Below are 23,162 nucleotides of genomic sequence, written 5' to 3'. Positions count from 1 at the left end.
CGCCGGTTACTTGTACTGTGGCTGGGTGCGGGCATAGCTTTCGCTGATTACCGCCGTCATCGCATCACGCGCGGTTGCGGCCTCGCCGCCGGCAATCGCCAATGCGATCTTGCGGTGTTTCAGCGCGACCTCGATCTTGTTTTGCGGAAAGGCATCATTCGCTTCGGCCATGAACAGCGAATACAGTGCCGTCTGCACCATGTCGCCCAGCGAATGCAGGAAGCGGTTGCGCGAAAGCTTCAGGATTTGCTTGTGAAATTCATAATCTGCCACGGCAAAAGACGCCCGGTCGGTGGCATTTTCCATGTCGTCGACCAGTTGCGTCAGCCGCGCGCTGTCCACCGAATTGGCCATGGTCGCGGCCTTGGCTGCGGCTGCGGGTTCAAAGATCATGCGGATCTCGAACAGCTCTTCATAGAACTTTACCGGGTTCTTCTGGGCGGCGTGCCACATCAGCACGTCTTCGTCGAACATGTTCCAGTCGTCGGATTTGCGCACATGGGTGCCGACCTTGGCCTTAGACTGGATCAGCCCCTTGGCGATCAACGTCTTTTTGGCCTCGCGCACCACGGTGCGCGACACGCCGAACATTTCGCACAGGTCCGGGTCCAACGGGATCATTGTGCCCTCGGGGTATTCGCCCGCAACGATGCCGCGCCCCAACTGGTCGACAACAAATGTCGTATGGTTCGAGGCGCGCTCGTCCCGCCCACCGGAATGGACAAAGCTCATGATGGCGTGACGAAGCCAGTCGCTGCTTTTCTGCGTGCTGTCGATGCCCAAGTCAGTCCCTTTTGGAGAAGGATGAATGCAAACAGCAAACCCCCGATAACGATTTTTGTCCACCAGCTCGAAAGCGTGCCGTCGAACACGATATAGGTCTGGATCAGTCCCATGATCAGAATGCCAAAGAATGTCCCCGCAACAAATCCGAAACCTCCGGTCAACAGTGTGCCCCCAATGACGACAGCCGCAATGGCATCCAGCTCGACCCCCACCGTCGCCAGGGAATAGCCCGCAGATGTGTAGAGCGAAAAGACAATGCCCGCCAGCCCGGCCAAACCGCCCGATATGGCGTAAATGCCCACCGTGGTCGACGCCACAGGCACTCCCATCAGCCGCGAGGTCGCGCTGCCGCCCCCCAAGGCGTAGACATTCTGGCCAAAGCGGGTGCGGTGCGCGACCAGAATGCCGACGATAAAGGTGACAATCATCACCCCGCCAATCAGCCGGAACCGCCCGCCGCTGGCTGTCTTCCAATAGATCTGTTGCAGGGCGTCATAGAATTCGTGCGTGATGGGCACGGAATCTGTCGACAGCACATAGGCCGCACCCCTTGCCAGAAACATGCCGGCAAGCGTGACGATAAAGGGGGGCATTTCAAGGTAATGAATGATCGCCCCCATGGCCGCGCCAAAGGCGGCGGTGATGACCAGCACAATGGCAAAGGCCATCAACGGATGCAGCGATGTATCGCGCAGCACCACCGCCAGAAACACGCCGGTAAAGGCAATGACCGAGCCGACAGACAGATCGATGCCCCCCGACAGGATCACAAAGGTCATGCCCACGGCCACAATGCCAAGAAAGGCATTGTCGGTCAGCAGGTTGGCCACCACCCGCAGCGACAGCATCGCAGGAAACTGCCAGGCGCACAGCGCATAGGCCAGAACAAAGGTCGCCAGGGTGACAATCAGCGGCAGATGGGTCGAGCGGATCATCGCTGGCTCTCCTTCAAAGGGGGCAGGGGTTTGGGCTGGGCTTGCGGCGCCGAGGCGCGCAGGATGTACAGCAGGTGCGCGACCTTGGGCGACTGGATGACCAGAATGGCAATAATCAGAAGCGCCTTGATAATCAGGTTGAATTCGGGCGGCAGGCCCGACAGCAGGATCAGCGAATTGACCGATTGGATAATCATCGCCCCCAGCAGTGATGCCACGATGGAAAACCGCCCGCCCAACAGGCTGTTGCCGCCGATCACCACGGCAAGGATCGCGTCCAGTTCCAGCCACAGGCCGGCATTGTTGGCATCGGCGCCCTGAATGTCAGCTGCGACAATCACGCCTGCAATGGCCGCGCCAATGCCCGAAACAACATAAACACAGACCAGCAGAACGCGGCTGTTGATTCCGGCCAGACGGGACGAGGCCTCGTTGATGCCAATGGCTTCGATCAACATGCCAAGGGCGGTGCGGCGCACAAAAAACGCCACCGAAATGCCCAGCACCAGCCAGATCAGCACGGGTGTTGGAATGCCCCCCATCGTGCCCGCACCCAGATGGATCAGGCCGGGGTCAAGGAATGTCAGGATCGTGCCCTCGGTAATCAGCTGGGCAATGCCGCGCCCCGCGACCATCAGAACCAGCGTGGCGACAATGGGCTGGATGCGCAGGAACGCCACCAGAAACCCGTTCCACAGCCCGCACAGCGCCCCGACGGACAGGGCGCCGATGACGGCAACGCTCCAATGATTGCCATCGACAACCAAAGACGCAGCCGTTGCCCCCGCTATGGCCATAACAGCACCCACGGACAGATCAATGCCCTTGGTCGCAATCACCAGCGTCATGCCAAGGCACAACAGCGCGGTGGGCGCGCCACGGTTCAACACGTCAATCAGATTGCCGAACAGGCGGCCGTTTTTCATTTCCACGTCGAAAAAATCAGGGAACACCAGAACGTTCAGCCCCAGCACGATGGCAAGGATGACCAGCTGCGGGGTGATGCGGCGCAGGAATGCATTGCGGGTCATTGGACCACCTCGCTGACCGGCTCGGCGGCTATGGCGCGAATGATGTTGTCCGATGTAATCTCGGCCCCTGTCAGCTCTTTGACCTGCATGCGGTCACGCAGAACAATGACGCGGTTCGAATAGGCCACCAGCTCTTCCATCTCGGACGAGGCAACCAACAAGGCCATGCCGTCCTGCTGCAACCGTCCGATCAGCGCGATAATCTCGGCATGTGCGCCGATGTCGATGCCGCGCGTGGGTTCGTCCAGGATCAGAAAATCGGGGTCGGTGGCCAGCCATCGCGCCAGCAGCGCCTTTTGCTGGTTGCCCCCCGACAGCAGACGGATCGGCATGTCGAGATTGGCAAGGCGGATGTCCAGCGTGCGCACATAGTGCTGGGCAATGGCCTCGACCTTTTTGCTGGGCACCTTGCGCAGCCAGCCCTGACGCGCCTGAAGCGCCAGCACGATATTGTCGCGCACGCTCAATTCTCCGACGATGCCATCGGTCTTGCGGTCTTCGGGACACAGGGCAAAGCCGTGGGCCACCGCATCGCGCGGGTTGCGCACCTGAATGTCCTTGCCGCGCAGGCGCAACGTACCCTGATCGGCCCGCACAGCTCCGAAAATCAGGTTCGCGGTTTCTGTGCGCCCCGACCCCAGCAGGCCCGCCAGTCCGACAACCTCGCCTTCGCTCAGATCCAGGGTAAAGCTGCCCAGCATACCGGTTTTCTGCAGACCTTCGATCTGCAACAGGGGACGGCCCTGAGATGTTGGCTTTTGTGCCCTGACCTGTGCGGCCAACTGGCGGCCCAGCATCAGGGTGATAACGTCATTGCGGCTGGTGGTTTCCAGATCGACACGGCCCACAACCTGCCCGTTGCGCAGCACGGTCGCGCAGTCGCACAGGTCGAACACCTGATCCAGAAAATGGGTGATGAACACCACCGCCAGTCCGCGGGATTTCAATTGCCGGATGACCGAGAACAGCAGTTGCACCTCGTCGTGGTCAAGGCTGGCGGTCGGCTCGTCAAGGATCAGAACCTTGCCGGACATTTCAACCGCGCGGGCAATGGCCACGACCTGTTGGACGGCAACCGAATAGGTCGACAGGGGCTGCGCCGGATCAATGCGAATGCCAAAGCCGCGCAATGTTTCACGGGCCTGTGCATTCATGCGGCGGCGGTCCAGAAAGGGGCCGCGCATGGGCTGGCGCCCCAGATACAGGTTTTCGGCAACCGTCAGGTTGGGCAGCAGGTTGACCTCTTGATAGACCGTTCCGATGCCCAGGGTCTGGCTGTGATGGGTCGATGCCGGATCGACATCCATACCGTCCAGCACGATGTGCCCGCCATCGCGGCGGTACACCCCTGTCAGGCATTTGATCAATGTGGATTTGCCCGCGCCGTTTTCGCCCAGAAGGGCGTGAACCTCGCCTGCGTGCAGGGTCAGTTCGACATTGTCCAAAGCGACGGTGCCGGGAAAGAATTTCGAGATGCCCTTGGCGTGCAGCATCGGGCGGCGTTCGTCTGTCATCGAAAAGTCCTCGGGTCTGGCAGCGGTGGATGACACCCCGCAGGGTCTGCGTGATGCCATCCGATGTGAAAGGGGTGGTCCTGTAAACCCTTTACCCGATCAGTAGCCCAGACCCTTTTTCATCTCGTAGATCGCCTGATTGTCGTCTGCCGCCGTATACAGGCGCGATTCAGTCTGGATCCACTTGGGCGGCACTGTGCCGTCGGTCTTGAACGCCACCAGTGCATCCAGCGCGGGGCCGGCCATGTTTGGTGTCAACTCAATCGTTGCGTTCATTTCGCCATTGGCGATGGCAAGGTGGGCATCCGGCACACCGTCAATGGCCACGATCTTGATATCTTCGCCCGGATTCAACCCGGCCTCTTTGATTGCCTGAATGGCGCCAACGGCCATGTCGTCATTGTGGGCATAAAGGGCGCAGATGTTTTCGCCGCCTTCGGCCTTCAGAAAGCTTTCCATCACGACCTTGCCTTGCGAGCGGGTAAAGTCGCCGGTTTGCGAGCGCACGATTTCAAGGTTGTCGTGACCTGCGATGGATTTTTCAAAGCCGGTCTTGCGGTCAATTGCAGGCGACGACCCCGTGGTGCCCTGCAATTCGACAATCCGGCAATCCGCACCTGCCTGCGCATCAACCAGCCATTGACCGGCGACTTCGCCTTCGTGGACCAGATCCGAGGTGACGGCGGTCAGATACAGATCATCGGGCGCATCCACCGTGCGGTCCAGCAGGATCACCGGAATGTCGGCGTCCTTGGCCTCTTCCAGCACTTCGTCCCAGCCGGTTGCAACGACGGGCGCAATCAGGATCGCATCGACACCCTGCGCGATGAACGAGCGAAGGGCCGAAATCTGGTTTTCCTGCTTTTGCTGGGCGTCCGCAAACTTCAGGGTGATCCCGCGGTCGGCGGCCTGCTGTTTGGTGACCGTGGTTTCAGCCGCGCGCCAGCCGGATTCAGATCCGATCTGCGAAAAGCCGATGGTCATATCCTGCGCCGCAGCGGCAAAGGGTGACAGCGCCACGGCACTGGCAAGCAATATGGATTTGATAGACATTGTGTTCCTCCCAAAACATGATGTGGGGTGATTAAGTATTACTTTAATACTTTTGTAAAGACAAACATGTCTGCATTCGAACCGGAACGCGAAGCCGCACGTCGACGGGCCGTGGTGCGGCGATCCGACCGTCGTGCATGCCACTTGATGGCAGCCAAACACATGCGAACTACCGGTTGTATGCCACAGCAGCCAAATCGCCGTGCCGGGGGACGGCCCGTCATGTCGCAGACATGCCTGAGGCATGATGCGCGGCGGCCTGCGGCCTGGATTCCGCGCTTGCCGACAAGCGGAAAGGGCTCGATCCTGCCGCGCGCTGTGATCTGCGTGAAGGTCCGGTTTCAGAAGCAAGGAAAGCAATCCTGTCGATTGGCTTGCACAGCTATATCGGTTCTTGCTGCAAAGCACCGTCGGTTCATGCTGAAAACGGGTGATGGTTTTGCTGTTGATCCGCAGTCAGGACGATGGATCACCAGTTCAGGATAGTGGCCCGCAGGCCGCCGCAGTTATCTTGCGTCAGTGTCAGGGCGTTCCGGCGACAAGACCTGCATGAAACCGGCAGCGCAAAAATCCAGCAACAAGCGGCGATACCCCAGTGGGGTCTGCGGCCCCGCGTGACCAGACAGCCCTTCGATACGGGCGCGACTGGCCACGATCGACAGCATGGCCGAGACGCTCAGCGTCAACGCCGTCGCCAATTGATGACGGTCTGCTGCTGGATGCAGTTCGCTCATCGCATCCATAAATTCCGTCGCAACGGGATCGTACAGATGCTTTGCCTCGGCGTAATAGCGGTCGTCAGCGACGATGCGGGCAATCAGTTGCGCATAGGCCCGCCACTGCGCATTGCCGCGCGAGGCGATGTCGAGATAGGGCGTGATATAAGCGTCGATCAGATCCCGAAGGGTATAGCCGCCAGCATCCAGCAATGCGGCCAGCGCCTCGCGCCGCAATTTGTTCAGGGTTTCGACCCTGCGGCTGAGAACGGTGCGAAACAACGTCTCTTTGCTGCCGCCATGAAAGCCGACAACCCCAAGGGTCACGCCCGCTTCGGCTGCAATCTGGCGAATCGTCACCGCGTCAAAGCCGGTCGCGGCAAAACAGCGTTCGGCGGCATCCAGAACCCGGCCATAGGTCACTTCGCCCCGCAAAACCCGGCCGTCCGGGGGCGTGTCACTGGTCGGTTTGTCAGTCTGTTGCGGCATCTGGACCTTCGGTCGTTCTATGGGTTCGGGCGGTGAAAAGGAAGTTATTGACTTTTTGAACGTTTGTATAGTTTTATAGTTGTACAAGTGTATAGAATCCATGTTCTCTGTGCAGAGGGGAGGCTTTGCAACACCGGGAGGAGCGTAGGAGGATTGTCAGGCGGGGCCGAAACGGGCCGCGCAGGGGCACGCAGGACAGCCCCAAGAAGCTATCACAAAAAGGTCGGACGTTCTGGGCCGGCACAACGGGAGGATGCCACATGAAACTGAGACATTATCTGGCCGGCGGCGTGCTGGCGGCGACACTGGGGCTGGCCGCAACGGCTCAGGCCGACACAGTTGACATCACGACGGTCGCTGGGCACCCGCCGGTGTTCCTGTGGGTCAAGACCATGTCGGAAACCTTTATCCCGACCGTGAACGAAACCCTTGCAGGCTCGGGCACCGAAATCGACTGGACCGAAGCCTATGGCGGCACGCTTGCCAAGGTGGGCGGCGAAGTCGAAGCGATGGAGGACGGGCTGGCGCAGGTGGGGCTGATTGCCTCTTTGTTCGAGCCGTCCTTGCTGAGTTTGCAGAATGTCACCTATGTCAGCCCGTTCGGGTCGCCGGATGTGGATTTGGTGCTGTCGACGGTCGATACGATGCACCGCGAAATTCCTGCGATGATGACATTGTGGGAAAATCTTGACCTGCAATATCTGGGCGGCGGTTTCGCGCTGGAAGACTATATGCTGATGACATCCTTTCCGGTGACCTCGATTGCCGATCTGGAAGGGCGCAAGATCAATGCGCCGGGTGCGGCGGTCAACTGGCTTAGCGGTACGGGTGCTGTGGGAGTGGCGGGCAACCTGACCACCTATTACAACGACATCAAGACCGGCGTGGCGGACGGTGTGATCGTGTTCCCGACCGCAGCCGCAGCTGCCAAGCTGTACGAAGTCGCGCCCTATGTCACCCGCGTACACTTTGGCGCGCAATATGCCGGTGCGATCATGGCCAAGAAAAGCTGGTATGACGATCAGTCGCCCGAGGTTCAGAATGCATTGCAGGTAGGGGCCGCCGCCTTTGCCAAGGCCTATGCCGCCGGGCTTGATGCCCGTGTGACCGGCGCCTTTGCCGCAATGGAAGCGGGCGGGGCGACCATTACCGAGCTGAGCGACGAGGCCCGCAACGCATGGGCCAACGCCCTGCCGGATGTGGCACAGGACTGGGCTGCGGATATTGATGCCAAGGGGCTGCCGGGGTCCGAGGTGGTTGCCGCCTATGCGCGACATCTGCAAGAGGCCGGCGCAGTTCTGCCACGGGACTGGACCGCGAAATGAGCCAAGAGGCCGACATTGCGGGCACGACCCTGTTGGGCAAGGCCGCTGTCGCGATGATGCGGGTCGCCAATCTGGTGGCGACCCTGTGGATCCTTGGCCTGATGGTGCTGATCGTGTCCGACATTTTGGGGCGCGAGCTGTTTGGCCATCCGATTGCGGGCGTGCCCGAGATGGTAAAATATTCGATTGTCGGGATCGTGTTCCTGCAAATCTCGCACACCCATCGGGCAGGGCAGATGATCCGGTCCGATGGCATTCTGGGCATGGTGATCAAGGCGCGCCCCAAACTGGGTGCCGCAATGGACCTGTTCGCGCAACTGTGCGGCGCCGCCTTTGGCGCAACGCTGGCGTGGACAGTCTGGCCGAAAGTGGTGCGCGCCTATGAGCGCGGCGAAATGGAAGGCATCGCCGGGCATTTCACCATGCCGGTCTGGCCCTTTCTGGGGCTGATCGTGCTGGGGTCGGCGATGCTGTCGATTTCGTTCCTGATGTCCGCCGCGCTGGCCGGCGGCAAAATCCGGGAGACACCGTAATGGACCCGATTACAGTCGGATATCTGTCGCTGGCTGCCATCGCGGTTGCGATCTATGCGGGCATTCATGTGGCCATCGCTTTGGCGGGCGTATCGCTGTTCGGCGTCTGGGCGATCACCGGAAAGCTGAAGCTGGCCACCAGCTTTGTTGCGCTGGCCGCCACCGACAGCATTGCAGAATACACCTTTGGCGTGGTGCCCCTGTTCGTGCTGATGGGGCTTGCGGTCTCGGAAAGCGGGCTGGGGCGGGACACATTTGCCATTATCGCCCGCGGCTTGCAGCGCTGGCGCGCGGGGCTGAGCGTGGCGACGGTGCTGTCGAATGCGGTGTTTGCCGCCATCACCGGCGTGTCCATCGCCTCGGCCGCCGTGTTCTCCAAAGTCGCCGTGCCCGAAATGGTACGCGCAGGCACCTCGCGCAGCATCGCCGTGGGTGTGGTGGCAGGATCGTCGGTGCTGGGCATGTTGATCCCGCCATCGCTGTTGTTGATCCTGTTTGCAATCCTCACGGACTCATCAGTGGGCGATCTGTTCATTGGCGGCGTGGGGCCGGGTTTGCTGCTGGCCACCGCCTATATTGTCTATCTCAGCGTTCTGGGGTTCATGCGCCCCGACCTGTTCAACATGCCCAGCGAATTCGAAAGCAGCGATCGGGTGCCAACCCGCGCGATCCTGCCGATCATCGGACTGGCAGCGACGGTTCTGGCGGGCATCTACCTTGGCTTTTTCACGCCCACCGAAGCGGGAGCGGTCGGTGCGGTGCTGGCTTTGCTGATCGGGCTTGCAATGCGCCGGATCGGCGCGCGCGAAAGCTGGCGGATTGCGGTGCAGACCGGACACATCACCGCCGCGGTCAGTTTCCTGATTATCGGCGCGTCGATCTACAGCCGGATGCTGGCGTTTTCGGGGCTGCCTGCCTCGATCACACAGGCAGCGGTTGATTCCGGCATCGGCCCGACCGCGTTCCTGTTGCTGTTCGTCTGCATTCTGGTGGTGCTGGGCACGGTGCTGGATTCATCGTCAATCATGCTGGTGACGGTGCCGCTGGCCTTTCCGATCACGCAGGAAATGGGCATTGATCTGGTGCATTTCGGCCTGATCACGGTTCTGGCGGTTGAAGTGGGCCTGTTGACCCCGCCACTGGGCCTGTCGGTCTTTGTCGTCCACGCAACGCTGCGCGACAGCGGTCTTACTCTGGGTGAGGTCTTTCGCGGCGCGGCCCCCTTTGCCCTGATCATGGCCGCAACCCTTGTCGCGCTTATCTTCTATCCGCAAATCGCCACCGGCCTGCTGGGCCGCTGATTGTTACTGTTAACCAAGGAACCATCATGCAACTGATTGACCTGTCTCGCTCGCTTGAGAACACAGAATATGCCGATCCCCCGGGGCTTGGTCCAAAGATCACCTATTTCAAACATGACCAGACTGCCGAGCAAATTTTGTCGTTTTTCCCCGGCGTGACCCGCGAACAATTGCCCGGAGGAGAGGGCTGGGCGGTCGAACAGGTGGCCCTGTCGACCCATAACGGCACCCACCTTGATGCGCCCTATCACTATCATTCAACAATGGATGGCGGCAAACCTGCGATCACCATCGATCAGGTGCCGCTGGAATGGTGCATCGGGCGCGGGGTCAAGCTGGATTTTCGCCATTTGCCGAACGGACATGTGGTTACCGCCGCGGAAGTCGCAGCAGAGTTTGAACGTATCGGGCATGATCTGGCCCCCGGCGACATTGTTCTGGTGAACACGGCGGCGGGTGCGAAATACGGCACGCCGGAATATGTCGCGACGGGCTGCGGGATCGGGCGCGAAGCGACCAACTGGATGACCGAGCGGGGCATGAAGGTGTGCGGCACCGATGCCTGGAGCTGGGACGCGCCCTTTGTCCACACTGCCGCAAAAGTGGCCGAAACCGGCGATGCGTCACTGATCTGGGAAGGCCACCGCGCGGGTATGGATCGCGCCTATTGCCATATGGAAAAGCTGGCCAACCTTGATCAACTGCCCGACAGCAGTTTTGAGGTGCAGTGTTTTCCGGTGAAAATCAAAGGGGCATCCGCAGGCTGGGCGCGCCCCGTCGCGATCCTGCGCAACGAAGGGAAACAGGCATGAAACTGGCAACATTCCAAACACCGGATGGCCCGCACCTTGGCGCACTGACGCAAGCGGGCGACGCTTTGGTCGATCTGACCGTAACAGGACAGCCTGAACTGGCGTCGATGCAGGCGCTGATCGACGCGGGCGATACAGGGCTGGATGCCGCGCGTGCGGCCCTGGCCGCGGGCACCGGCATTGCGCTGGAGAGCGTGACCTTGCTGGCCCCATTGCCGTGTCCGCTACAGATCCGCGATGCGTCGACCGCGCCGCGTCACATCATGCACGCGCCGGTCGGGATGCGCCGTCTGGCGGCGCTGCTGCAAGGGCAACCCGATCCCGGCCCCGCAGAAGGAACAATCCCCGATATCTACCGCGCCCAGCCGATTTTCTACATCACCAACCGGTTCGCCGTGGCCGGAGACGGGGCAGACATCCTATGGCCGCGCTATTCGCGCTATATGGATTACGAGCTGGAAGTCGCCGTGGTGATCGGCAAACAGGGGCGCGACATTTCCGCAGGGACCGCGATGGACCATATTTTCGGCTATACCATTTTCAACGACTTTTCGGCGCGCGACACGCAGTTGAACGAAATGCAGGGCATGCTTGGACCCGCCAAGGGCAAGAGTTTTGATGCCGGCAATGTCTTTGGCCCGTGGATCGTCACCCGCGACGAAATCCCCGATTACCGCGAACTGCGCTGCACGGCGCATATCAACGGCAGGTTGGTCACAGACAGCCGGTTGGGCGAAATGCTGCACAGCTTCGAGGCGATGATCGCCTATATCTCGAACGCTGAAACGCTTTACCCCGGCGAGATCATCGGCGGCGGCACCGTGGATGACGGATGCGGGTTGGAACGGTGCGAATTTCTGGCCGACGGCGACGAGGTCGTGCTGACGGTTGATGGCATCGGAACCCTGCGCAATCGGGTTGTTGCGCCCCACCTCGGTTAACCGCCAGCGGCGGGGCGCGCGCCTATTCGATGTCCAGCGCGTGCCCCATACCTTTGCTTATCATGACCCCCAGCCGGTCGATGATCATTTGCAAAAATGCGCTGTCTCGTGCCAGTGCATCGGGAAACAGTCCGGGCAGGGTGACCAGATTTGCAACAATGGCCGCGGGCGATTGGCCCCGGGTCAGATTGGTCAGCGCGTCTTCGCGCGGGTCGCGCAGGGCATAGCGCTCGCCGGCATCGGTGTGACCAAGCGTGTAGCGCATCCATGCCGCGACGGCGAAGGCAAAGGGGGCCAGCGGTTGACCTGCGGTTTGCGCATCGACTGCGGGGGCCAGAATGCGTTGCGGCAGCTTTTCCGTGCCATCCATCGCGATCTGATAGGTCTGGTGATGCAAATGCGGGTTTGAGAACCGCGCGACCAGCGCATCGGCATAGGCGGCGAAATCCACACCGGCAAGCAGGGGCAGGGTGGCAGCAGCAGCGGCCAGATGACGGCGCACCAATGCGTTCAGCGCCGGTTTGCGCATCACGTCAGCAACGTGTGTGCACCCGCTGAGGAAACCGGCATAGGCCAGCATCGAATGCGTGCCGTTCAACATGCGCAGCTTCATTTCCTCATAGGGTTTTACATCAGACACAAACATCGCACCCGCGCTTTCCCAGTCGGGGCGTCCGGTGGGAAAGTGATCTTCGATCACCCATTGAGAGAATGCCTCGGTCTCGATGGCAGCCGCGTCGTCGTGGCCGGTCATCTGCACAACCGCCGCCAGTGTGGCGTCGGTGGTGGCGGGGGTGATCCGGTCGACCATGGTTGCCGGAAAGGCAACGTCGTTTGCGATGTGATCGGCAATTTCGGGCACAGCGCGGCGGGCGAAATCCACCAGCAGCCCGCGCAGCATCGCACCGTTGTCGGGCAGGTTGTCACAGCACAGCACGGTAAAGGGCGCAAGGCCGGCCAAACGGCGTGCCTTCAGCGCCCAGACCAACAGGCCCGCAACGCCAACAGGGGTGTCGGGCGTGGCCAGATCCTGCGCGATGGCGGGGTGCGCGGTGTCAACGCCGCCGGTGCTGCGGTCGATCCCGTATCCCTTTTCGGTGACGGTAACGGACACGATCCGCGTGGCAGGCGCGGCAAGCGCCGCAAGCACAGACGCGCGATCCGGTCCAAGACACCAGGCATGGGCGATCGCGCCGATCACCCGCGCCGTGCTGCTGGTGGCGCTGCGTTCGATCAGGGTGAACAGCCCGTCTTGCGGCGCAAGCTGGGCAGCCGGTTCGGGGCTGCGCAGGCTGACACCCGCGATCCGCCAGTCGCCGCCACTGTGCGCAAGGGCGGTGTCGGTATAGGCGGCCTGATGCGCCTTGTGAAAGGCACCCAGACCCAGATGCACAATGCCAACACCATGATCCGACGGCATATAGCCGGGCCGCGCAACGCTGTCGGGCAGGGTGCTTTGTGCGTTCAGCCTCATACGCGGACCCGTGGTTCAAGCGCTGCAACGATGCCGCGCAATTCGGCCAGCCCCTTCAGCCGTCCGATCAGCGGATAGCCGGGCTGCGCCTTGCGCCCGTGGTCGTCCAGAATGTCCTGCCCGTGGTCAGGGCGGAAGGGGATAGACCAATCCGCGCGGCCTGCGGCACGGCGGCGGGCTTCTTCGCGCAGGGCGGCTTCGATCAGGGCGACCATGTCGGTATCGCCGCCCAGATGCTCGGCCTCGTGGAAAGACCCGCGCAGATCGTCGGTTTCGCGGGTGACATTGCGCAGGTGCAGAAAATGCACGCGGTCGCCCAAACGTTCCATCATCCCCGGCAGGTCGTTGTCGGGCCGCGCGCCCAGCGAGCCGGAGCACAGGGTGATGCCATTGGCCGGGCTGTCGACGCCGTCCACCAGCGCCTTGTAATGCGCCTCGGTCGACATGATGCGGGGCAGACCCAGCAGGGGCACGGGTGGATCGTCTGGATGGCAGCACAGCCGCAGACCCAGCCGTTCGGCGGTCGGGATAATCTCGGTCAGGAAATCCAGCAGGTTCTGGCGCAAGCGATCCTCGGAAATGCAGTCGTATTCGGCCAGATGCGCACGCACATCCTCAAGCGAGAAATTCTCGGCGGCACCCGGCAGGCCGAACACCACATTTTCGGCCAACTGGACCTTGCGTGCCTCGCTCATCGCGGCAAAGCGGCGGGCGGCTTCTTCCTTCAGGGTGGCGTCAAAGTCGTCCACAGCCCCCGGTCGGGCCAGAATATGCAGATCAAAGGCCGCAAAATCGGCAAGGTCGAAGCGCATGCAGGTGGCACCTGTGGGCAAAGGCCACGCCAGATCGGTGCGGGTCCAGTCCAGCACCGGCATAAAGTTATAGCAGATCACTTCGATACCGGCAGCAGCCAGATTTTTCATGCTGGTGATGTAATTGGCAACATGGGCGCGCCAGTTGCCCTGCTGTTTCTTGATGTCCTCGGACACCGGCAGGCTTTCGACCACATCCCAGGCCAGCCCCGACGCGCTGCCGTCTTTCATGGTCGCAATCTCGCGCTGGCGCTGTGCGATGTCTTCGGGCGTCCAGACGGCACCGGTCGGAATATGGTGCAAGGCCGAGACAATGCCCTGAACCCCCGCTTGCAGCGTGTCGTCAATTGAAACCATGTCGCGCGGGCCGAACCATCGCCAAGTCTGCTTCATCTGGGAATCCCTCCGAGTCGTCGTTGGTGGAACCTTATCAGCTTCAACAATTGCTGACTAGTATGGAAGTATGGTAGTTGAAGGACGGGAGGAGAGCGAATCATGCAAGCAGACCGCTATAGAGCCGTAACGCTGGATGTATCCGCGCCGATTGCGCCGCAGATCTATGCCCATCTGCGTGACGCGATCATTCGCAATCAATTCACCGCCGGTGAGCGCATTTCAGAAAGCGAAATTGCCAAATCCTGCGATGTCAGCCGCCAACCTGTGCGCGAGGCGTTTATCCGGCTGGCGGGTGAGGGCTTGTTGGCGATCCTGCCCCAGCGCGGCACCGTCATCACCAAGATCAACTATACCGATGTGCTGAATGCGCGGTTCCTGCGCGAGGCAATCGAAGCGGATATCGTCGCCATTCTCGCCACCACCCCCGACGCTGCGCTGATCCGCGAGTTGCGTGCGCAGCTCGCGGCGCAAAAAGCCGTGGCCCGCAACAAGCCAACCGATTTTATCGAGCTTGACGAACGCTTTCACCGGACGCTGGCGGATGCCGCAGGCAAGCGTGGCGCGTGGCGGCGGATCGAAGGGCTGAAATCCCAGATGGACCGTGTGCGGTTCCTGTCGCTGGGCCAGTTTCCGGCGGAAAAGCTGGTGGCCCAACATGCCGCCATCGTCGACAGCATCGAAGGCGGCGACATGCCCGCCGCCAACGCAGCCATTCGCGGCCATTTGCGCGAAGTCCTAAGCGACCTGCCGCGCATTCTTGCCGCGAACCCCGATTTTTTCGAATTGCCGGACGGGGAAATCCCCATGCCGGTCAATGCACCCATCCTAGGAGGAGACACCCAATGACATTCAACTGGAAAAACCCGATGCTGGCCGCAGCCATCGCAGCGCTGACAGCCATGCCTGCCTTTGCGCAGGACATGACCCTGAAGCTGGGCCACTTGGCCAACGAAGACAACCCGTGGCATCTGGCCTCGGTCAAGTTCGGCGAAGAGTTGGCCGCACTGACCGATGGGCGCATCGTGGTCGAAGTGTTCCCCAACGAGTCGCTGGGCAAGGAAATCGACCTGATCAACGGCATGCAGCTGGGCACGGTCGACATGACCATCACCGGCGAAAGCCTGCAAAACTGGGCGCCGATGGCGGCCCTGCTGGCGGTTCCCTATGCCTATAAATCCATCGAACATATGGACGAAGTCGCCTCGGGCGAGATCGGTGACCAGATTGAAGCGCAGATTGTCGAAAAGGCGCAAATCCGTCCCATTGCCTATTTCGCACGCGGTCCGCGCAACCTGACATCGAACCGCCCGATTGCGTCACCTGCCGATCTCAACGGGTTGAAAATGCGGGTGCCGAACGTGCCGCTGTTCATCGACGTATGGTCGGCGCTTGGTGCAGCCCCCGGCCCGATGGCGTTCTCCGAGGTCTTCACCTCGCTGCAAAACGGCACCATCGAAGCACAGGAAAACCCGCTGGCGCTGATCCGCTCGGCCAGCTTTAACGAAGTGCAAAGCCATGTGAACCTGACAGAACATGTGCGGTCGTGGATCTATCTGACCATTGCCGAAAGCACATGGCAGAAACTGAGCGCCGACGATCAGGCCGCTGTCATGGAAGCCGCAGCGCGCGCCCAGGCCTATGAGCGTGAGCTGTTCGAAGCCAGCCTTGCCGACGACCGCGCCTATCTGGAGGCCAACGGCATGACCTTTATCGAAGTGGACGGCCCGGCCTTTGCCGCCGCTGCAAAAGACGCGGTGCTGAAAAACGTCAGCGACGAGATCCGCCCGACTGTCGAAGCTCTGTTCGCCAACTAAGGCGCGCTGCCTGACACGACCAACCGGCGCGGCACCCTTGCTGCGCCGGTTCCCCATTTCCCTTCTGGAGCGCTGCGCCATGCGACACGCCGAAACCCTTATCCGCATCCTCACCGTGTTGGCCCGACTGGGGGCCGGTATCGCCTTTGCCGTGCTGATGGTGGCGGTGCTGGTGCAGGTTGTGGGCCGTTTCACCGGCAGCTCTCCGGTCTGGACCGAAGAACTGACCCGTTTTGCGCTGCTGTATATGATTGCCTTTGGCGCGGGGCTGTCGTTTCGCACGGGTGATCTGGTGAACGTCGATGTGGTCAGTGAATCCCTGCCCGGCGGATTGCCCAAATTCCTGCGTTTTTTCGCGGCGGCTGCGACTGCCGGTCTGGCGCTGGTGCTGCTGATGCCTGCGTGGAAATACGTCAGCATCGGGCGTATGCAAACCGCGCCCGCGCTGGGTGTGCGGATGGATTATGTGCATTTGACCATGTTCGTCCTGCTGGCCGGCCTTGCCCTGTTTGCCGTGTTGCGCTGCATCGCCATGCTGGCCGGTGCCGAAGACGGCACTCCCCAAAAACCCGAAGAGGAATAGGCCCGTGGCTGTTACAATCCTGCTTGTTGTCTTTGTCTTTGGCCTGACAGTCGGCATTCCCGTGGCGATCACACTTGGCCTCTCGTCGCTGGCCTATCTGGCCTATGTGGGCATTCCCGTCGTGGTGATGCCGCAAAAGATGTATGCGGGCATGGACGTGTTCGTGCTGCTGTCGATCCCCGGTTTTATCCTTGCGGGCAACCTGATGAACCGGGGCGGGATCACCAACCGGATCATCCGCTTTGCCAATGCGCTGGTGGGCTGGATCAGGGGCGGGCTGGGCCTGACCAATATCGCGGCGTCCATGCTGTTTGGCGGCATCACCGGCACGGCTGTGGCCGATGCAGCCTCGATTGGCGGCGTGATGATTCCGGGCATGAAAAAGGCAGGTTATCCGGCGGATTTCTCGGCAGCGGTCACGGCCGCGTCGTCCACCGTGGGGCCGATTATTCCCCCTTCGGTGCCGATGATTATCGTCGGCGCGCTGTCGGGCATTTCCGTGGGCAAGATGTTTCTGGCCGGTGCCATTCCGGGCATTCTGATGGGTCTGGCGATGATGGTCACCTGTTACATCATCTCGGTGCGCAAAGGCTTTCCGCACCAGCCGTGGCAAGGATTTGGTGAAGTCTTGCGTTCGCTCGGCGGGGCGGCCTGGGCGCTGGCGATGACCTTTCTGATTATCTACGGGCTGTTGTCCGGTCTGGCGACGCCCACCGAAACGGCTGTGGTGGCCAGTGTCTATGCCTTTCTTGTGGGGGCCTTCATCTACCGCGAGTTGCCTATCCGTGTTGTGCCGCGCATCGTCGTGGACAGCGCGGTGTCGGCGGCGGGCATTCTGGCGCTGGTGGGCTTTGCCAATGTGTTCGGCTGGATTCTGGTGTCGGAACGCATCCCCCAGGCCATAGCCAACGGCGTGCTGTCGATCACCGACAACAAGTTTCTGGTGCTGCTGCTGATCAACATCCTGTTGCTGTGCGTCGGCATGTTTCTGGAAACCATCGCCGCGCTGATCATCCTGTTCGTGCCGCTGCTGGCGTTGTCGAACGCGGTGGGGATTGATCCGCTGCATTTTGCCACCGTGGCCGTGCTGAACCTGATGATCGGTCTGACGACGCCACCTGTCGGCGTCTGCCTGTTCGTCTGCGCGGGCATCGCGCGGTTGCCGCTGGCACCGGTGATCGTGGCCATCATGCCCTTCTTGCTGACCAACATCCTTGTGTTGTTTGCAGTCACCTATATTCCGGCGCTGGCCACCTGGCTGCCGTCGGTCCTCATTCCCTAGGAGCCCGTGATGGAAGCCCGAGTTTGCCGCCTGTATGGTGAAAACGACATTCGCATTGAAACCGTCACCGTGGCCGAGCCCGGCCCGGGCGAGGTGCTGCTGGCCCTTGCGGCGGGGGGCATCTGCGGGTCGGATCTGCATTATTACCAACACGGCGGCTTTGGCCCGATCCGCGTGCGCGAACCGATCATCCTGGGGCACGAAGCTTCGGGCACCGTGGTGGCACTGGGGCAGGGCGTCAGCGGGCTGGCCAAGGGCGATCCGGTGGCAATCAATCCCAGCCGTCCCTGCGGCACCTGCGAATTTTGCCAAAAGGGGCTGCCGATTCATTGCCTTGAGATGCGTTTTAACGGGTCGGCCATGCGGATGCCCCACGAACAGGGGCTGTTTCGCGATCACATCGTTGTCGAGGCGCGCCAATGCGTGCCGGTTGCTGCGGGCGTCAGTCTGGCCGAGGCCGCCTGTGCCGAGCCGCTGGCCGTCTGTCTGCACGCCCGCAACCGCGCGGGCGATCTGACGGGGCAGCGCGTGCTGGTCACCGGTGCCGGCCCCATCGGGGCGCTTTGCGCTGCCGTCGCGATCGAGGCTGGGGCTGCCGAAGTGGTGGTGACCGACTTGCAGGATTTCACGCTGGACGTCGCCCGCCGCATGGGCGCGACCCGCACCGTCAATGTGGCCACCAACGGCACCGGTCTGGATGTCTATGCCGCGGGCAAGGGCACCTTTGACGTGGCATTTGAATGCTCGGCCGCCGCCCCTGCGATCAAATCGGCCATCACCTGTCTGCGCCCGCAGGGACGGTTGGTGCAGGTCGGTGTTGCGGGCGACACGGCGGTGCCGCTGAACATGCTGGTGGGCAAGGAAATCACCTATTGCGGCACCCAGCGCTTCGATGGCGAATTTGGCGATGCGGTCGCCATGATCGCGCAGCGCCGCATTGATGTGAGGCCGATCATCACCGCAACCTACCCGCTGGACCGCGCAATCGAAGCCTTTGACGCCGCCGGCAACCGCTCGGGCGCGGTCAAGGTTCAGCTCAGCTTTGCCGGCACTTGAACAAAGGGGCCAAGCGGCTGCGCAGACGGGTACAGGCGGGACAGGTTTCCACGCGTCCCGCTGATCGTGCCGAAATCGGATAACGCCTAACGCAATCCTCTGTCTATCGTGACCCACTCTATAAAAATAACAGGGGGATCACGAATGTTGAAACAGACACATCCAGCTCCGGGAGCCGGTTCCGCGGCACCGCGCGCAACAGCAAAACAAGGCGCGATTATCCTTTTGGGGAGCAGCCTGACCATCATGGGGGCCGTCATGGTGGCCCCTGTTCTGCCAAAAATCGCGGCCGAGTTTGCCCCGACCACACCGGACATCGCCACGATGGTGCCGCTGGTCGTCGCGGCCCCCGCGCTGGCCATTGCCCTGTTCGCGCCGGTCGCGGGCTGGCTGGCCGATGTGGCGGGGCGCAAATGGCTGCTGATATTGGCCACTTTGCTGTATGCGCTGTTCGGCTTTCTGCCCAGCCAGTTGCACAGCCTTGAAGCGATCCTGCTGGTCCGGCTGGTCTTTGGCTGTGCCGAAGCGACAATCATGACCTGTTGCACCACGCTGATCGGTGACTATTGGGACGGGCCCGAACGCACACGCTATATTGGCCGTCAGGTTGTGACCATCGGTGTGGTCGGCGCGATTTTCTTTGTGATCGGCGGGGCTGCGGGCGAAGCGTCATGGCGTCTTCCGTTCTATCTGTATCTGTTGCCGCTGTTGCTGGTGCCCTTCATGGTGCGTCTGCTGTGGGAACCCACGCGCGCAAAACCAGAAACGCAGGCCGCGCGCAGCGCGCCGGCGGTGTCGGGGGGCGGCAACAAGGTTTTGCTGGCCGCGTCCTATCTGCTGGTCTTTGTCGGCATGGTTTCGGCCTTTGTGGTGCCCATCCAGTCGCCGGGGCTTCTGGTTGCCATGGGGATCACATCGACCACGATGATCGGGCTGGCCTCGGGCTGGGGTCTTCTGGCCACGTTGGTCGGGTCACTGGCCTGGCGCGTGGCGCGTGCCAAACTGGGTCTGGCGCGGGTCAACTTTGTTCTGCTGGCGCTGAATGCGGTGGGGCTGTACCTGCTGGCGAATGCGACAAGCTATACCATGGTGCTGATCGCGGTTGCCATTCATGGCATTGGCGCGGGTATGTTGGTGCCCAACGCGCTTGCCCCCTTGCTGGAACGGTTGCCCGAGCGGCTGCGGGCGCGCAGCGTTGGTGGGTTCACCTCGGCGCTGTATCTGGGGCAGTTTTCCAGCCCGCTGATCATAGGTGTTCTGGCAGGGATCGCCAAAGGCATTCCGGCAGCAATCATCGCCTTTTGCGCGGTGCTGGCTGTCTACGGGGTGATCTGGCTGATCACCGGCGGCCGCGACAAGGCAGCACTACAGCAAGCACAAGACATCTAAAGCCACACTTCGGGCCGCGCGCGCAAAAACCCCGCACGCGGCCCGGTGTCCGCACGTCTGAAAAATTTGGAGCTCTACATGACTTTGCAGCAAGAGAACGTCGACACATTGGAAAAAGACAGTACCGTCGAATGGCGCGACGGTCTGGATCTGGCACGGATGATACGGGACAAGTCGGTCAGCCCGCGCGAGGCTGTCGAGGACGTCATTGCACGGGCCAGCCGTGTAAACCCGAAACTGAATGCAATCTGCGAAACCCTGTATGACAGCGCGCGCGCAGCGGCAGATGTGCCCCTGACAGGCGACGCAGAAAACGCCCCTTTTGCGGGCGTTCCGACCTATATCAAGGACCTGTTCATGCCGCTTCAGGGTGTGAAGATGACAAACGGTTCAGAGCTGTGCCGCGCGGCCATCGCGCCGGTTGACGGCACATTGATCGCGCGGATGCGCAAGGCCGGTTTCGGGATATTGGGCACAACCGCATCGCCGGAATTTGGCACCTCCTTTGCCACGGAATCGAAGCTGCACGGCATCACCCGCAACCCCTGGTCGCCCGATCATACGCCCGGCGGATCCAGCGGCGGTGCTGCGGCGCTGGTGGCGGCGCGGGTGCTGCCCATTGCGCATGGCAATGACGGCGGTGGATCGCTTCGGGTGCCGGCCTCTTGCTGTGGCGTGTTCGGTTTGAAACCCAGCCGTGGCCGCGTGCCCATCGGCCCGATGGTCGGAGAAGGCTGGGGCGGCATGGGCATCAACCATGTGATAACCCTGTCTGTACGCGACAGCGCTGCGGTTCTGGATGCAACGGCGGGAATGGAACCGGGCGCGCCCTATGCCGCCCCGCAGCAAGGTGCCGGTTTCTTGACGGCCACGCAGACCCCGCCCAGGGCGCTGCGTATCGGGCGGGTGGACGGTCTTGCGCCATGGCCCACCGATCCCGAATGTATCGAGGCCGTGAACCAAAGCGCGAAACTGTGCGAAGAGCTGGGCCATACAGTTGTGCCGATTGCCCTGCCTGTCGACGCATGGGAGTTTTATCACAATGTTTTCAACATCATCGGCGCCCAGACCAAGAGCTTTCTCAACCTGGTGGCAATGATGTCGGGCCAGCCCACCGATCTGGAGCTGCTAGAAGCGCGCACGCGGGTCATCCTGCGCGAAAAGGGCGATATTTCGGGCGCTACCTATGCGGCCTCGATCGACTGGATACACGCATTCGGACGGCAGATGGCGCATGTGATGTCCGGGGTTGATGTGTTGTTGATGCCTACGCTGGCCAAACCGCCAGTCAAAACCGGCGCGCTTGATCTGGACGACAGCGCCAGCTTCAAGAACCTTGTGACCTGTTTCCACAGCTTTTCGCCCCTGACACCGCTGTTTAATGCCAGCGGACAGCCTGCGATGTCGGTGCCTTTGCACTGGTCGCCCGAAGGTTTGCCCATCGGCACACAGTTCGCCGCAGGCTTTGGTCAGGAAGAACTGTTGTTCGCGCTTGCCGCCCAGTTGGAAGAGGCGCGGCCGTGGGCCGGTCGCAGGCCGCCAATCTGCGCGATCTGAGCGGGGTTCCGGCAGGTTCTTTCGAAAGCGTTCCAGGATCCGGACCCTAATGACGCTGTGCAGCCTTGCGCAGCGTCTCGGAGGGCAGTTCGCCGAAGAAACGGGAATAGTCATTTGCAAAACGGCTCCAGTGCCAAAAGCCCCAGCGCGCCGCGACATCGCCAATGGTCGCAGAAACCTTGGCGTCTGACATGACCCGCAGGTCGCGCCGCACCTTGTTCAGTCGCACGATGCGCAGGAACTGACCGGGGCTGCAATCAAAGGCTTCGTTAAAACAGTTTTGCAGCTTTCTGCGGCTTACGCCGACATGGCTGCACACATCGTAAATCGTCGGCTGGTCTTCGGCGTTGTCCAGCACATAGGATCGCGCGCGGTCGGTCAAGTTCCAGTCGGCGCGTGTCATCGGGCGATTGTCTTCTGTTGCCTTCCCGCTGGCCTCCAGCACATAGAGCGCCAGTGCCTCTTCCAGTACCGCCAGACCACGGGCATGATCCAGCGCTGCGCTTGTGGCGCACACAGTGTCAAAAATCCCGGACAGGGCGGCGCGGGTGCGCGCAAAGGCTACGGGGGTCAGTTCGATCCTTTGCGCCGGTTCGCGCAGTTTTTCCACCAGATCATCATAGCCCAGAACCGCCGCGCGATCGATCAGCCAGTTCCGGTCCAGCGCGATACAGATCAGATCAAGCGCGGGGGGGGTGCACAAATCTGCAAGTTTCATGCCGTCGTTCAGCAACACACAGGTCTCGGCCAGCGGCCTGCCCGCATAGCGCCCCGTGCTTTCCATTTGCAGCGGAATGCTGAAAACCAGCGCGTCTTTCCAGGCCTGTCCGCGTTTGATCAGTGCGGTATTTGTCTTTTCCCGCATGAACTGGACGTGGTCACAGCGAATATCGACCAATGAACCCGAAAACCGGCCCGGCGAAAATTGCGCCATCTCCATTGTCCAGCCGCGCAGCAACGCGGCATGTTCTGTGGCGTCGTCGGACTGCATGACCCTGACGCGATCAACTGCCGTTACAGACACTTCAGGGTTTTGGACAATTGCCAGATCAGATCTCCTTGCGGCTCGCGGTTTGCGAAAACAATGAGAGCCTTGCCGCTTTGAGTCAACGTATGCCTGTGTCCGGGTGTTTTTACATTGGGGTCTGGACCCTATTCAAGATTGGCTGCCCATGGGACATCAAGCGACAGTTGCCGTGGATTTCCACGCCTTGAAAGCTTCGAGACGATGGTCGCGTTGGGCAAGTGCGGACGACGGTGGGCCGCACCTGTGGCGTTTGTAGCTGATTATTGCTGTCCGCATCGACACCGCCTGCGCCCTGATCATTGACCCTCGTGCCCGCCGATGTGACAACACCGTCAA

21 protein-coding genes are annotated in these 23,162 nt (G+C 61.4%); 12 read left to right on the top strand and 9 right to left on the bottom strand.

Annotated elements, in window-relative coordinates; genetic code table 11:
* Positions 1-6: 6 nt before the first annotated feature.
* The 6 genes from DSM107133_RS19395 to DSM107133_RS19370 all read right to left on the bottom strand — a co-directional run bounded on the left by DSM107133_RS19395 (position 7) and on the right by DSM107133_RS19370 (position 6,524).
* Positions 7-732, bottom strand: a complete 726-nt coding sequence (locus DSM107133_RS19395; RefSeq protein WP_114295180.1) for a FadR/GntR family transcriptional regulator — start codon at positions 730-732, stop codon at positions 7-9.
* A complete protein-coding gene (gene yjfF, locus DSM107133_RS19390) occupies positions 729-1,718 on the bottom strand; it encodes a galactofuranose ABC transporter, permease protein YjfF (protein WP_114295246.1) in 990 nt (329 codons plus the stop codon). Before yjfF ends, DSM107133_RS19395 begins: the two co-directional genes overlap by 4 nt.
* Positions 1,718-2,752: an ABC transporter permease gene (locus tag DSM107133_RS19385; RefSeq protein ID WP_114295179.1), complete on the bottom strand. Its 1,035-nt coding sequence runs from the start codon at positions 2,750-2,752 to the stop codon at positions 1,718-1,720. Before DSM107133_RS19385 ends, yjfF begins: the two co-directional genes overlap by 1 nt.
* On the bottom strand, positions 2,749-4,266 hold the full coding sequence (locus tag DSM107133_RS19380) for a sugar ABC transporter ATP-binding protein (RefSeq protein WP_114295178.1): 1,518 nt from the start codon (positions 4,264-4,266) through the stop codon (positions 2,749-2,751). The genes DSM107133_RS19385 and DSM107133_RS19380 overlap by 4 nt, the downstream gene beginning before the upstream one ends.
* Before the next feature lie 99 nt (positions 4,267-4,365).
* Complete coding sequence (ytfQ, locus tag DSM107133_RS19375) at positions 4,366-5,319, bottom strand: galactofuranose ABC transporter, galactofuranose-binding protein YtfQ (RefSeq protein ID WP_114295177.1); 954 nt, start codon at positions 5,317-5,319, stop codon at positions 4,366-4,368.
* 506 nt (positions 5,320-5,825) lie between these two features.
* The gene (locus DSM107133_RS19370) at positions 5,826-6,524 is read right to left on the bottom strand and encodes a TetR/AcrR family transcriptional regulator (RefSeq protein WP_114295176.1); all 699 of its coding nucleotides are present in this window, start codon (positions 6,522-6,524) and stop codon (positions 5,826-5,828) included.
* A gap of 260 nt (positions 6,525-6,784) precedes the next feature.
* Here DSM107133_RS19370 and DSM107133_RS19365 point away from each other — a divergent pair, with 260 nt between their 5' ends.
* Genes DSM107133_RS19365 through DSM107133_RS19345 form a run of 5 tightly spaced genes read left to right on the top strand, consistent with a single transcriptional unit; the run spans position 6,785 to position 11,436 of the window.
* The gene (locus DSM107133_RS19365; protein WP_114295175.1) at positions 6,785-7,849 is read left to right on the top strand and encodes a C4-dicarboxylate TRAP transporter substrate-binding protein; all 1,065 of its coding nucleotides are present in this window, start codon (positions 6,785-6,787) and stop codon (positions 7,847-7,849) included.
* The gene (locus DSM107133_RS19360) at positions 7,846-8,382 is read left to right on the top strand and encodes a TRAP transporter small permease (RefSeq protein WP_114295174.1); all 537 of its coding nucleotides are present in this window, start codon (positions 7,846-7,848) and stop codon (positions 8,380-8,382) included. Before DSM107133_RS19365 ends, DSM107133_RS19360 begins: the two co-directional genes overlap by 4 nt.
* Positions 8,382-9,683, top strand: a complete 1,302-nt coding sequence (locus DSM107133_RS19355; RefSeq protein ID WP_114295173.1) for a TRAP transporter large permease — start codon at positions 8,382-8,384, stop codon at positions 9,681-9,683. The genes DSM107133_RS19360 and DSM107133_RS19355 overlap by 1 nt, the downstream gene beginning before the upstream one ends.
* Positions 9,684-9,709: 26 nt before the next feature.
* Positions 9,710-10,495: a cyclase family protein gene (locus tag DSM107133_RS19350; RefSeq protein ID WP_114295172.1), complete on the top strand. Its 786-nt coding sequence runs from the start codon at positions 9,710-9,712 to the stop codon at positions 10,493-10,495.
* The gene (locus tag DSM107133_RS19345; protein ID WP_114295171.1) at positions 10,492-11,436 is read left to right on the top strand and encodes a fumarylacetoacetate hydrolase family protein; all 945 of its coding nucleotides are present in this window, start codon (positions 10,492-10,494) and stop codon (positions 11,434-11,436) included. Before DSM107133_RS19350 ends, DSM107133_RS19345 begins: the two co-directional genes overlap by 4 nt.
* Positions 11,437-11,458: 22 nt before the next feature.
* Here DSM107133_RS19345 and DSM107133_RS19340 read toward each other — a convergent pair whose 3' ends face one another.
* Both DSM107133_RS19340 and uxuA read right to left on the bottom strand, forming a co-directional pair.
* Positions 11,459-12,910 carry a mannitol dehydrogenase family protein gene (locus tag DSM107133_RS19340; protein WP_114295170.1) on the bottom strand — a complete coding sequence of 484 codons (1,452 nt, stop codon included), beginning with the start codon at positions 12,908-12,910 and terminating at the stop codon, positions 11,459-11,461.
* Positions 12,907-14,115, bottom strand: coding sequence for a mannonate dehydratase (gene uxuA / locus DSM107133_RS19335; protein ID WP_114295169.1), 1,209 nt, complete (start codon positions 14,113-14,115; stop codon positions 12,907-12,909). Before uxuA ends, DSM107133_RS19340 begins: the two co-directional genes overlap by 4 nt.
* A gap of 102 nt (positions 14,116-14,217) precedes the next feature.
* Here uxuA and DSM107133_RS19330 point away from each other — a divergent pair, with 102 nt between their 5' ends.
* The 7 genes from DSM107133_RS19330 (at position 14,218) to DSM107133_RS19300 (ending at position 21,799) form a co-directional block, all read left to right on the top strand.
* Positions 14,218-14,964, top strand: a complete 747-nt coding sequence (locus DSM107133_RS19330) for a GntR family transcriptional regulator (protein WP_114295168.1) — start codon at positions 14,218-14,220, stop codon at positions 14,962-14,964.
* Entirely contained in the window at positions 14,961-15,932 is a 972-nt protein-coding gene (locus DSM107133_RS19325; RefSeq protein ID WP_114295167.1) for a TRAP transporter substrate-binding protein, read from the top strand. Before DSM107133_RS19330 ends, DSM107133_RS19325 begins: the two co-directional genes overlap by 4 nt.
* Positions 15,933-16,011: 79 nt before the next feature.
* Positions 16,012-16,515: a TRAP transporter small permease subunit gene (locus tag DSM107133_RS19320; protein ID WP_114295245.1), complete on the top strand. Its 504-nt coding sequence runs from the start codon at positions 16,012-16,014 to the stop codon at positions 16,513-16,515.
* A gap of 4 nt (positions 16,516-16,519) precedes the next feature.
* Positions 16,520-17,797, top strand: a complete 1,278-nt coding sequence (locus DSM107133_RS19315; RefSeq protein ID WP_114295166.1) for a TRAP transporter large permease — start codon at positions 16,520-16,522, stop codon at positions 17,795-17,797.
* A 9-nt stretch (positions 17,798-17,806) separates the two neighbouring features.
* The gene (locus tag DSM107133_RS19310; RefSeq protein ID WP_114295165.1) at positions 17,807-18,853 is read left to right on the top strand and encodes an L-idonate 5-dehydrogenase; all 1,047 of its coding nucleotides are present in this window, start codon (positions 17,807-17,809) and stop codon (positions 18,851-18,853) included.
* Between the two features lie 144 nt (positions 18,854-18,997).
* On the top strand, positions 18,998-20,242 hold the full coding sequence (locus tag DSM107133_RS19305) for an MFS transporter (protein ID WP_114295164.1): 1,245 nt from the start codon (positions 18,998-19,000) through the stop codon (positions 20,240-20,242).
* Between the two features lie 159 nt (positions 20,243-20,401).
* Entirely contained in the window at positions 20,402-21,799 is a 1,398-nt protein-coding gene (locus DSM107133_RS19300) for an amidase (protein WP_243253608.1), read from the top strand.
* A 46-nt stretch (positions 21,800-21,845) separates the two neighbouring features.
* On the opposite strand, the gene DSM107133_RS19295 is transcribed toward DSM107133_RS19300, so the two are convergent.
* Positions 21,846-22,823 (bottom strand): helix-turn-helix domain-containing protein, encoded by a 978-nt coding sequence (locus tag DSM107133_RS19295; RefSeq protein ID WP_162792151.1) that lies wholly within the window; start codon positions 22,821-22,823, stop codon positions 21,846-21,848.
* Positions 22,824-23,162: the final 339 nt, after the last annotated feature.

The sequence above is a fragment of the Pseudosulfitobacter sp. DSM 107133 genome, assembly GCF_022788695.1.
Classification (GTDB): domain Bacteria; phylum Pseudomonadota; class Alphaproteobacteria; order Rhodobacterales; family Rhodobacteraceae; genus Pseudosulfitobacter.
This window is presented reverse-complemented; position numbering and strand designations above follow the sequence as displayed.